1 pseudogene is annotated in these 258 nt (G+C 44.6%); it reads left to right on the forward strand.

The window, feature by feature from the left end:
* Nucleotides 1-258: pseudogene (locus TP70_RS12940) on the forward strand (hypothetical protein); the annotation flags it as partial.

Below are 258 nucleotides of genomic sequence, written 5' to 3' on the forward strand. Positions count from 1 at the left end.
ATGTTGAGTTACTCATTGAAGTAGAATCGCTCTCACTCACTGACGTTGAGTTACTCATGCTCGTAGAGTCGCTCTCACTCACTGATGTTGAGTTACTCATTGAAGTAGAGTCGCTCTCGCTTACTGACGTTGAGTTACTCATTGAAGTAGAGTCGCTCTCGCTTACTGACGTTGAGTTACTCATGCTCGTAGAGTCACTTTCACTTACTGACGTTGAGTTACTCATGCTCGTAGAGTCACTCTCACTCACTGATGTTG

Origin of the sequence: Staphylococcus microti (assembly GCF_000934465.1) — a bacterium.
In the GTDB taxonomy this organism is placed as follows: domain Bacteria; phylum Bacillota; class Bacilli; order Staphylococcales; family Staphylococcaceae; genus Staphylococcus; species Staphylococcus microti.